This is a genomic window from Pseudomonas caricapapayae (genome assembly GCF_001400735.1).
GTDB lineage: Bacteria > Pseudomonadota > Gammaproteobacteria > Pseudomonadales > Pseudomonadaceae > Aquipseudomonas > Aquipseudomonas caricapapayae.
The window spans coordinates 35843-47196 of the sequence record NZ_LJPW01000067.1 but is presented as its reverse complement, the minus strand read 5'-3'; the positions used below and the strand labels follow the sequence as shown (position 1 = coordinate 47196).

General features: G+C 57.4%; 10 protein-coding genes. 9 read left to right on the top strand and 1 reads right to left on the bottom strand.

Annotated features, from left to right (window positions below; translation table 11 throughout):
• The first annotated feature begins 73 nt into the window (after positions 1-73).
• The 4 genes from ALO80_RS10395 to ALO80_RS10380 all read left to right on the top strand — a co-directional run bounded on the left by ALO80_RS10395 (position 74) and on the right by ALO80_RS10380 (position 3281).
• Positions 74-1513 (top strand): aminotransferase-like domain-containing protein, encoded by a 1440-nt coding sequence (locus ALO80_RS10395; RefSeq protein WP_054985776.1) that lies wholly within the window; start codon positions 74-76, stop codon positions 1511-1513.
• 114 nt (positions 1514-1627) lie between these two features.
• Positions 1628-2263 carry a translation initiation factor 2 gene (locus tag ALO80_RS10390; RefSeq protein ID WP_083493228.1) on the top strand — a complete coding sequence of 212 codons (636 nt, stop codon included), beginning with the start codon at positions 1628-1630 and terminating at the stop codon, positions 2261-2263.
• 92 nt (positions 2264-2355) lie between these two features.
• A complete protein-coding gene (locus ALO80_RS10385) occupies positions 2356-2613 on the top strand; it encodes a YkgJ family cysteine cluster protein (protein WP_054985778.1) in 258 nt (85 codons plus the stop codon).
• 56 nt (positions 2614-2669) lie between these two features.
• On the top strand, positions 2670-3281 hold the full coding sequence (locus ALO80_RS10380) for an START domain-containing protein (RefSeq protein WP_055008946.1): 612 nt from the start codon (positions 2670-2672) through the stop codon (positions 3279-3281).
• Positions 3282-3340: 59 nt separating this feature from the next.
• On the opposite strand, the gene gltA is transcribed toward ALO80_RS10380, so the two are convergent.
• Positions 3341-4630 (bottom strand): citrate synthase, encoded by a 1290-nt coding sequence (gene gltA, locus ALO80_RS10375; RefSeq protein ID WP_054985780.1) that lies wholly within the window; start codon positions 4628-4630, stop codon positions 3341-3343.
• Positions 4631-4993: 363 nt separating this feature from the next.
• Here gltA and sdhC point away from each other — a divergent pair, with 363 nt between their 5' ends.
• The 5 genes from sdhC (at position 4994) to ALO80_RS10350 (ending at position 11314) form a co-directional block, all read left to right on the top strand.
• Positions 4994-5368, top strand: a complete 375-nt coding sequence (sdhC, locus tag ALO80_RS10370; RefSeq protein ID WP_054985781.1) for a succinate dehydrogenase, cytochrome b556 subunit — start codon at positions 4994-4996, stop codon at positions 5366-5368.
• A complete protein-coding gene (sdhD, locus tag ALO80_RS10365; protein ID WP_003382006.1) occupies positions 5362-5730 on the top strand; it encodes a succinate dehydrogenase, hydrophobic membrane anchor protein in 369 nt (122 codons plus the stop codon). Before sdhC ends, sdhD begins: the two co-directional genes overlap by 7 nt.
• A 3-nt stretch (positions 5731-5733) precedes the next feature.
• Positions 5734-7506, top strand: a complete 1773-nt coding sequence (gene sdhA / locus ALO80_RS10360) for a succinate dehydrogenase flavoprotein subunit (protein ID WP_054985782.1) — start codon at positions 5734-5736, stop codon at positions 7504-7506.
• 12 nt (positions 7507-7518) lie between these two features.
• Entirely contained in the window at positions 7519-8223 is a 705-nt protein-coding gene (locus tag ALO80_RS10355) for a succinate dehydrogenase iron-sulfur subunit (protein ID WP_054985783.1), read from the top strand.
• 259 nt (positions 8224-8482) lie between these two features.
• Entirely contained in the window at positions 8483-11314 is a 2832-nt protein-coding gene (locus ALO80_RS10350) for a 2-oxoglutarate dehydrogenase E1 component (RefSeq protein WP_055008945.1), read from the top strand.
• Positions 11315-11354: the final 40 nt, after the last annotated feature.

Here is an 11354-nt window from a genome sequence, read left to right as displayed (position 1 = left end):
CTTCAAGACTGTGCCGGTTATTATTGATCTGTCATTAAAAACAAAAAATCACCGGTCTTTTCGAGGCTGTGTCATGACCAATCTTTTGCTCTACCAGCGTATTGCTCAGCAGCTCGCCGAAGACATCCGTCGTGGCGTGTATCAGCCCGGTGAGCGCGTACCTTCTGTTCGCAAGATGAGTTCGCAGCTCAACGTCAGCCATGCAACGGTGTTACAGGCTTACGCGAACCTTGAAGATCAAGGGTTGATCAGAGCACGCCCTCAGTCCGGCTATTATGTTCACCAGACTCCGGCACTGACCGCGTCTACCCCGGACATCGCCCGGGTGGAGAGACCGGGGCTGGTTACGCGCAGCAGTATCATCCAGCAAGTGCTGGAAGAGTCGCGTCGCGAAGGTGTGTTCGCTCTGGGTGCCGCCGTACCTCATGTGGATTACCTGCCAGTGCGCGCGCTGCATCAGCAACTGGCGAAAGTGACGCGCTTTCACAGCCCGCGAGCCTTCAGCTATATGTTCAGTCCAGGCTTCGAGCCGTTGCGCAGGCAGGTTGCCATTCGTATGCGCGACGCCGGTGTCGTGGTCGACCCGTCCGAGGTGGTCATCACCCACGGCTGCGTGGACGCGCTGCAGATGACCTTGCGTGTGCTGACTCGGCCGGGTGATCTTATTGCCGCCGAGTCGCCTGCTTATTACGGTTTGTTGCAACTTGCCGATCTGCTGGGCTTGAAAGTTATTGAAATCCCCAGTGACCCCGCCACCGGGATCAGTCTGGAGGCCTTGCAACTGGCAGCCAATCAGTGGTCCATCAAGGCGCTGGTGCTGACCTCGCGCCTGAGCAATCCGCTGGGTGGCACCATGCCGGAAGAGCGGCAGAAGAACCTCCTGCGTCTGGCCTCGGACTTCGATATCCAGGTGGTTGAAGACGATGTCTACGGCGAGTTGATGTTCGAAGTGGGGCGAACCAAGGCGCTCAAGGCGTTTGATCGGTTGGGCAGGGTGATCTACTGCTCCAGCTTTTCCAAGACGCTTTCGCCAGGTGTGCGCATCGGCTGGATGATTGCCGGTAAATACCAGGCTGAAATTCAGCGTCTGCAGACTTTCAGTACCCATTCTGCATGCAGCGTCACGCAGATGGCGGTCGCTGCTTACCTCGAAAACGGCGGATACGATCGGCACTTACGCTTCATTCGTCTGGAATACCGCAAGAACCTGAGTGCCTACCAGCTGGCTGTACAGCAATTCTTCCCTGACGGCACGCAGATGAGTCGCCCCGCAGGGGGCTTTATCCTGTGGGTCAGCCTGCCGGGCCGGGTCAATACTCAGGAACTGCATGTTCGCGCACTGGAGCAGGGTATCAGCATCGCGCCAGGGTTAATCTTCAGTAACACTGAACAATTCAATCACTGTATTCGCCTGAACTGTGGCATGCCCTGGAACAGGGAGGCCGAGCGGGCACTGATGACGCTGGGGATTCTGGCCAAGCAGCTATGCCAGGAAGCAGTCCAGGCCTATTGATTGATAAAGATTTTTATCAGTTCGTTGGAACTCTTTTCTTGTCAGGTTGGCCTCAAAAGAACAGCATGTGTTTCTTTCCGGCCTTTTGCCACTGTCTTGCCTGATTCTTTGCCTATGAATGTTTTTCGCTGTCTGGGATTGCTTGTCGTTGTGCTTCTGAGTGGTTGTGATGCTCAGGATACGTCCGTGCCCAAGCCCAGGGCTGAGGTGGTGATTACTGCTCCGGTGTCGCCTGAGGTGCATTTGAAGACTGAAGCGCCTGCTGAGGCGGCGACCGACGCCAAGCAGCTCAAGGCACCGGATACCATGCACCAGTTGATGCCCGGCGTGCCTGTCGTTCCAGTCGTGGTCGGCAAGGAAAAATCAGCGCCTTCAGTGCCGGTCGCAAAGCCGGCTGCCTCTGAAAAGCCTTCTTCGAAGGTGGCGGCAGCCAAGGCACCTGCCAGTGCCCGCAAAAAAGCCAAAGACGCCAAAGCGGCCAGTGCCAAGGATGTGCGGATCAAATCGCCCAAGCTTGACCTGAGTCTGCCTCCCGAACTGGTCAAAGAACTGGATCCGCCAGCAAAAGTGATTACCAGCAAGCGCAAACCGATATTGCCGCAGATGTTCAACGATAAGAATGCCTCGGCCAATCCCGGGCCTTTCGAGCTTGAGGGGCGATTGCTGACCAACGAAATGCAGCTGCAGATGCGCAATGACAACCGCCGCGACGTAGAGGGTGCGGCGCTGGACTTCAAATTCAAGCAGTAAGCCCTGCCTATCGTCCGATACAGCGTTTTCAAACAGACGTTTTGATGGTTAATATCCTTCCTCTTTTCACTTATCAGTAAAGGTGTCTGGTCATGGACTGCCGTTCCGATTGCGGTGCGTGTTGTATAGCGCCTTCCATTACGTCTCCCATACCAGGCATGCCTGATGGAAAGCCTGCAGGCGAGCGTTGCCTGCACTTGTCGGTTGATTTTTTGTGCGCATTGTTCGGCAGGGCGGAGCGTCCGGCGGTGTGTGGCCAGTTCAAGGCGGCAGAGGATGTCTGCGGTGTCGATCAGGCTGATGCCATTCGGCTGATCGGTTGGTGGGAAAAGGCTACTGCAGCCGCATGAAAGGGTGCTATTGAGCGCAATTGCTTTGTCGGAACTTCAAAACAAGGAATAAAACAATGAGTCCGCTGTATCGCATGGCTGTTGCTTGTGGTTTGACTGTAATGCTTGCCGGAACCGCGCATGCTGATGACTGGAAGGTGGTCAAGAATGAGGACGGAATCAAGGTTTCGTTGAGCGACGCCCCTGGGTCCGACTACAAGGCCTATCAGGGCATTGCAGTCATCAATGCCAGTGTGAGCAAGCTACGTGCGCTTCAGGAGGATGTTGCCGGTGCTTGCGCCTGGATTCACGAGTGCGAGTCGCAAAAGATACTCAAGCATGAAGGTAACAAGACCTGGACCTATAGCCGCTTCAAAACCCCATGGCCGGTTACGCCTCGTGACTCGGTCTTGCTGATCACTACCGTGGAAGGGGTTGACGGGAGCATTACCCGGAATCTTGAGGAGCAGCCGAATTACATTCCCGAGGAGAAGGGCTATGTGCGCGTGACCGAGGTCAAGGGTTTCTGGAAGATGGTGCCCAAGGGGCCGAATCAGACCGAGGTGACCTATCAGGTGCATACGGAGCCCGGCGGAAGCGTTCCATCGATGCTGGCCAACAAGTTTGTGGTCGATGCGCCGTTCAATACGTTGAAAGCGCTCAGAGAGCGTGCCGCGCAGACGCAGTGATTGCGGGGCGCATGAAAAAGGGCTGCCACTGGCAGCCCTTTGTTTTTTGCGTGTAACGCTTACTTGCGGTCTTGCAGAGCGACGATATCGCGTTGCACGTTGCCGGTGTACAGTTGACGAGGGCGACCGATCTTGTAAGGGCTGGAGAGCATTTCTTTCCAGTGCGAAATCCAGCCGACGGTCCGCGCCAGGGCGAAGATCACGGTGAACATGCTGGTCGGAATGCCGATAGCCTTGAGGATGATACCGGAGTAGAAGTCGACGTTCGGGTACAGCGAGCGCTCGATGAAGTACGGGTCGGTGAGGGCGATCTCCTCGAGGCGCATGGCCAGTTCGAGCTGAGGGTCGTTGTTGATGCCCAGTTCTTTCAGTACTTCATCGCAGGTCTGCTTCATCACGGTGGCGCGCGGATCACGGTTTTTGTAAACCCGATGACCGAAGCCCATGAGCTTGAACGGATCGTTCTTGTCCTTGGCCTTGGCGATGAACTTGTCGATGTTCGACACGTCACCGATTTCATCGAGCATGGTCAGTACAGCTTCGTTGGCACCGCCGTGGGCCGGGCCCCAGAGTGCTGCGATGCCGGCTGCGATGCAGGCGAACGGGTTGGCACCCGAAGAGCCTGCCATGCGCACGGTGGAGGTCGAAGCGTTCTGCTCGTGATCGGCGTGAAGGATGAAGATCTTGTCCATCGCCTTGGCCAGCACCGGGCTGATCGGTTTGATCTCGCACGGGGTGTTGAACATCATGTGCAGGAAGTTTTCGGCGTAGCTGAGGTCGTTTCGTGGGTACATCATGGGCTGGCCCATGGAGTACTTATAGACCATTGCTGCCAGGGTCGGCATCTTGGCAACCAGGCGCACGGCGGAAATTTCGCGGTGCTGCGGATTATTGATGTCCAGCGAGTCGTGGTAGAACGCCGAGAGGGCGCCGACTACGCCGCACATGACGGCCATCGGGTGGGCGTCGCGGCGAAAGCCGTTGAAAAATGTCTTGAGTTGCTCGTGAACCATCGTGTGGTTCTTGACCACGGCCACGAACTGGGCTTTCTGTTCGGCGGTGGGCAGTTCGCCGTTGAGCAGCAGATAGCAGGTTTCGAGATAGTCGGACTGCTCGGCCAGTTGTTCGATCGGGTAGCCGCGGTGCAGCAGAATTCCATTGTCACCATCGATGTAGGTGATCTTCGAATCGCAAGAGGCCGTGGACATGAAGCCAGGGTCAAATGTGAAGCGGCCGGTGGCGGTCAGGCCGCGTACGTCGATCACGTCCGGACCCACTGTACCGGTCAGAATTGGCAGCTCGACGGGGGCTGCGCCCTCGATGATCAACTGCGCTTTTTTGTCAGCCATGTGGCCTCCTATTTATGCTTCAAATCATCAGACAGGCCCCCCACGCAGGGCCCGCATCACTATAGTGAGATAAATTCTAAAGTCAATTTGCCTAAAGTCGTGTTCCGCAAGGCCTGAGCCATTGATTTTTTCACACCGTTTCCTGCCGTTTACGCCTTTTGTCCCGGCAACGCAATGCGCCATTGGCGGTAAGTCTGCGCGTTGTCATTAGTAACCTAACTGTCTATACTCGGCGTCCGACCGCCAGAGGCTTTTTGGCCTGTTTCAAGGGGGTCGTCACTTCCTGGGTGGTGGGTACCTGACCAGTGCACTTCCCAACAACTTGCCCTGATTGTTAGGGGCTCTTCAGTGTGAAAAAAAGCCGTGAATAGCCAACGACCTGTAAATCTAGACCTAAGGACCATCAAGCTCCCAGTCACCGCTTACACGTCCATCCTTCACCGCATCTCCGGTGTCATCCTCTTTGTCGGTATTGCAATCATGCTGTATGCAATGGACAAGTCGCTGGCGTCCGAAGAAGGGTTCGGTGAAGTCAAGGCGTGTCTGACCAGCCCGCTGGCCAAGCTGATCATCTGGGGGCTTCTGTCTGCCCTGCTGTATCACCTGGTGGCCGGTATTCGCCACCTCATCATGGACACGGGGGTAGGCGAGACGCTCGAAGGCGGCAAGCTGGGCTCCAAAATCGTTATCGCGGTTTCCGTGATTCTGATTCTTCTGGCAGGAGTATGGATATGGTAACCAACGTCACCAACCTGTCACGTTCGGGCCTCTACGACTGGATGGCTCAGCGTGTCTCTGCGGTCGTGCTCGCGGCTTATTTCATATTCCTGATCGGTTACATGGTCTTTCATCCGGGTCTCAGCTACGCCCAATGGCATGATCTGTTCGCGCACAACGGGATGCGTATCTTCAGTCTGCTGGCCCTCGTTGCCCTTGGCGCTCACGCCTGGGTCGGCATGTGGACCATCGCGACCGACTACCTGACGCCGATGGCGCTGGGCAAGTCCGCCACTGCAGTACGTTTCCTGTTTCAGGCGGTATGCGGCGTTCTGATGTTCGCCTACTTCGTCTGGGGCGTGCAGATTCTTTGGGGTATCTGATTCATGGCTAACACAAATACGCTTTCTTTCGACGCCATCATCATTGGTGGTGGCGGTGCCGGCATGCGCGCAGCGCTGCAGCTCGCCCAGGGCGGTCACAAGACTGCCGTGGTCACCAAGGTGTTTCCGACCCGTTCGCACACCGTGTCTGCCCAGGGTGGCATCACCTGCGCCATCGCGTCTGCAGACCCGAACGATGACTGGCGCTGGCACATGTACGATACCGTCAAGGGTTCCGACTACATCGGTGACCAGGACGCTATCGAGTACATGTGTTCCGTAGGTCCGGAAGCGGTCTTCGAACTTGAACACATGGGCCTGCCGTTCTCCCGTACCGAGCAGGGCCGCATCTACCAGCGTCCGTTCGGCGGCCAGTCCAAGGACTTCGGCAAGGGCGGGCAGGCTGCGCGTACCTGTGCAGCGGCCGACCGTACCGGCCACGCACTGCTGCATACCCTGTATCAGGCCAACCTGAAGGCCGGCACTGTATTCCTCAATGAATACTACGCAGTCGACCTGGTAAAGAATCACGATGGCGCCTTTGTCGGCATCATCGCAATCTGCATTGAAACAGGCGAAACCTCTTATATCCGTGCCAATGCAACCGTGCTGGCGACCGGGGGTGCAGGCCGCATCTACTCGTCGACCACCAATGCCCTGATCAATACCGGTGACGGTATCGGCATGGCGTTGCGCGCAGGCGTGCCGGTGCAGGACATCGAGATGTGGCAGTTCCACCCGACCGGCATTGCCGGCGCAGGTGTACTGGTCACTGAGGGCTGCCGTGGTGAAGGCGGCTACCTGATCAACAAGCACGGCGAGCGTTTCATGGAGCGTTATGCTCCGAACGCCAAGGACCTTGCCGGTCGTGACGTTGTGGCGCGTTCCATGGTCAAGGAAATCATTGCCGGCAACGGCTGTGGTCCCGATGGCGACCATGTGATGCTCAAGCTCGATCACCTGGGTGAAGAAGTGCTGCACAGTCGTCTGCCAGGCATCATGGAGTTGTCCAAGACGTTTGCGCACGTTGATCCTGCAACCGCACCGATCCCAGTTGTGCCAACCTGCCACTACATGATGGGCGGCGTTGCCACCAACATTCATGGTCAGGCGATCACTCAGGACGCTGCCGGCGTCGACCAGATCATTCCTGGTCTGTTCGCAGTGGGCGAAGTTGCCTGCGTATCGGTTCACGGTGCCAACCGTCTGGGAGGTAACTCGCTGCTCGACCTGGTGGTGTTCGGCCGCGCCGCAGGTATCCATCTGGAGCAGGCGCTGCGCGAAGGCGTCGACTATGCGCGCGCTTCCGAGTCCGACATCGATGCTGCCCTTGCACGCCTTGCCGGCCTGAACGAGCGCACCACCGGTGAAGACGTCGCCACGCTGCGTAAAGAGCTGCAGAGCTGCATGCAGAACTACTTCGGTGTGTTCCGTACTGGCGAATACATGCAGAAGGGTATTGCCCAGCTGGCTGACCTGCGCGTGCGTATCGCCAACGTCAAGATCAACGACAAGAGCCAGGCGTTCAACACGGCTCGTATCGAAGCACTTGAACTGCAAAACCTGCTGGAAGTTGCCGAAGCCACGGCGATCGCCGCAGAGCATCGTAAAGAGTCCCGCGGTGCCCATGCCCGTGAAGACTTCGAAGATCGCGATGACGAGAACTGGTTGTGCCACACCCTGTATTTCCCGGGTGACAAGCGTGTGACCAAGCGTGCCGTGAACTTCTCGCCGAAGACTGTTCCGACTTTTGAACCTAAGATTCGGACTTATTAAGGGGTGACCGATATGTTGCAAGTCAGTGTTTATCGTTACAACCCTGATCAGGACGCTGCGCCCTTCATGCAGGAGTTTCAGGTCGATACCGGCGGCAAGGACCTGATGGTGCTGGACGTGCTGGCGCTGGTCAAGGAACAGGACGAAGGCTTCTCTTACCGTCGTTCGTGCCGCGAAGGCGTCTGCGGTTCCGATGGCATGAACATCAATGGCAAAAACGGCCTGGCATGCATCACGCCGCTGTCTGCCGTTGTCGCCAAGAACAAGCTGATCGTACGCCCGCTGCCTGGTTTGCCGGTCATTCGTGACCTGGTCGTCGATATGAGCATCTTCTACAAGCAGTACGAGAAGGTGAAACCGTTCCTGCAGAACGACACGCCGGCTCCGGCCATCGAACGTCTGCAAACTCCGGAAGAGCGCGAAAAGCTCGATGGTCTGTACGAGTGCATCCTGTGCGCTTGCTGCTCGACTTCCTGCCCGTCCTTCTGGTGGAACCCCGACAAGTTCCTGGGTCCTGCTGCACTGCTGCAAGCCTACCGTTTCCTGGCTGACAGCCGTGACACTCGCACCAATGAGCGTCTGGCTTCGCTTGATGACCCGTTCAGCGTATTCCGCTGCCGTGGCATCATGAACTGCGTCAACGTGTGCCCGAAAGGCCTTAACCCAACCAAGGCTATAGGTCACGTACGCAACATGCTGTTGCAAAGCGGCGTCTGATTCATCGTTTTATCTGTTACACCGTTGCACTGAAGTGGCTGCGGCGCAGGCTTCAACCGGCGCCGTAGTTTTAACCTGAGCAGTAGCTCGCAAAGCTGCCGCTCTTATTTTGAAGAAATGAGACCAGCAGGGGCATCCGGGCTGGTACCCGGACTATCTGCGTGATCCCTGGTGACTTGATACAGTCGCTGCACACGACTATTTCAGGATTGCTCTGGTGTCTTCGCCGGTGGTGTCCCCTTACCGAGGGTGACCAAGCATGCAAGAAAGCGTGATGCAGCGCATGTGGAACAGTGCCCACCTATCCGGTGGTAACGCTGCCTATGTGGAAGAGCTCTATGAGCTTTACCTGCACGACCCTAACGCTGTGCCAGAAGAATGGCGCACCTACTTTCAGAAGTTGCCAGCAGACGGCAGCTCTGCCACTGATGTATCGCACTCGACTATTCGCGATCATTTCGTGTTGCTGGCTAAAAACCAGCGCCGCGCTCAACCGGTGTCCGCCGGCAGTGTGAGCAGCGAGCACGAGAAGAAGCAGGTTGAAGTGCTGCGACTGATCCAGGCTTATCGGATGCGTGGCCACCAGGCTGCCCAGCTCGATCCGCTGGGCCTGTGGCAGCGCCCTGCGCCTGCGGATCTGTCGATCAATCATTACGGCTTGACCAATGCCGATCTGGATACGACTTTCCGTGCCGGCGACCTGTTCATCGGCAAAGAGGAAGCGAGCCTACGCGAAATTCACGAAGCGTTGCAGCAGACATATTGTCGCACCATTGGCTCCGAGTTCACCCACATCGTGGATTCCGAGCAGCGCAACTGGTTCATGCAGCGTATCGAGAGTGTGCGTGGCCGGCCGGCATTCTCGGCCGACATCCAGAGCCATCTGCTCGAGCGTGTCACCGCCGCTGAAGGCCTCGAAAAATACCTGGGCACCAAATATCCGGGCACCAAGCGCTTTGGTCTGGAAGGCGGCGAAAGCCTGATTCCGATGCTGGATGAGCTGATTCAGCGCTCCGGGTCCTATGGCACCAAGGAAGTCGTGATCGGCATGGCCCACCGTGGCCGCCTCAACGTACTGGTCAACACCTTCGGCAAGAACCCGCGTGACCTGTTCGACGAGTTCGAAGGCAAGAAAAAAGTGGAGCTGGGTTCCGGTGACGTCAAGTATCACCAGGGCTTCTCTTCCAATGTCATGACCGCAGGCGGTGAGGTTCACCTTGCCATGGCATTCAACCCGTCCCACCTGGAGATCGTTTCTCCGGTGGTCGAGGGGTCGGTGCGTGCGCGTCAGGATCGTCGTAACGATCCGAACGGTGACAAGGTTCTGCCGATTTCCCTCCACGGCGACGCGGCCTTTGCAGGTCAGGGCGTGGTCATGGAAACCTTCCAGATGTCGCAGACTCGCGGCTTCAAGACGGGCGGTACGATCCATATCGTCATCAACAACCAGGTTGGCTTCACCATCAGCAACCCGCTGGACTCGCGCTCGACCGAATACGCGACCGACGTGGCCAAGATGATTCAGGCACCGATCCTCCATGTGAATGGGGATGATCCGGAAGCTGTGATGTTCGTGACCCAGCTGGCGATCGATTACCGCATGCAGTTCAAGCGCGATATCGTGATCGATCTGGTCTGCTACCGTCGTCGCGGCCACAACGAAGCTGACGAGCCTAGCGGTACCCAGCCGCTGATGTATCAGCAGATCACCAAGCAGCGCACCACCCGCGAGCTGTATGCCGAGCACCTGATCAAGACCGGCGTTCTCGATGAGGCCCGTGTTCAGGCCAAGGTCGATGACTACCGCAGCGCGCTGGACAACGGTCTGCATGTCGTGAAAAGTCTGGTCAAGGAGCCGAACAAGGAATTGTTCGTCGACTGGCGTCCGTACCTGGGTCATGCCTGGACTGCGCGTCACGACACGCGTTTCGATCTGAAGACCCTGCAGGAACTGTCCGCCAAGCTCATGGAGCTGCCGGAAGGCTTCGTCGTGCAGCGTCAGGTACAGAAAATCTACGAAGACCGTCAGAAGATGCAGGCCGGCGGTTTGCCGATCAACTGGGGTTATGCCGAAACCATGGCGTACGCCACGCTGGCGTTCGAAGGCCATCCGATCCGTATGACAGGGCAGGACATCGGCCGCGGTACGTTCTCGCACCGTCATGCCGTGCTGCATAATCAGAAAGATGCCGGGACCTATATCCCGCTGCAGAATCTGTACTCCGGTCAGCCACGTTTCGACCTGTACGACTCGTTCCTTTCGGAAGAGGCGGTACTGGCATTCGAATACGGTTATTCGACGACCCAGCCTGATGCTCTGGTTATCTGGGAAGCCCAGTTCGGCGACTTCGCCAACGGTGCCCAGGTCGTTGTCGACCAGTTCATCACCAGCGGCGAGCACAAGTGGGGCCGTCTGTGCGGTCTGACCATGCTGTTGCCTCACGGTTACGAAGGGCAGGGCCCGGAGCACTCTTCCGCACGTCTTGAGCGTTACCTGCAACTGTGCGCCGAGCACAATATCCAGGTCTGCGTACCGACGACCCCTGCGCAGATCTACCATCTGCTGCGCCGTCAGGTTATCCGTCCGCTGCGCAAGCCGCTGATCGTGCTGACGCCCAAGTCATTGCTGCGTCACAAACTGGCTGTTTCGACCCTGGAAGATCTGGCCGAAGGCTCGTTCCAGACCGTTATCCCGGAAATCGACACCCTCGATCCGGCCAAGGTAACGCGCCTGGTGCTGTGCAGCGGCAAGGTTTACTACGATCTGCTGGAAAAACGTCGTGCCGAAGGCCGTGAAGACATTGCCATCGTTCGTATCGAGCAACTGTATCCGTTCCCTGAAGATGATCTGATGGAAACCATCGCACCCTACACCAGCCTGCAACACGTGGTCTGGTGCCAGGAAGAGCCGATGAACCAGGGTGCCTGGTACAGCAGTCAGCACCATCTGCGCCGCAGCATGGGCAACCACAAACGTGAACTCGTTCTCGAGTACGCCGGTCGTGATGCCTCTGCCGCGCCAGCCTGTGGCTACGCTTCGATGCACGCCGAGCAGCAGGAAAAACTGCTGCAAGATGCCTTCACTGTTTAACGCCTTCGAGCATTAGAAACCGAATTAAGGAATTACAGAT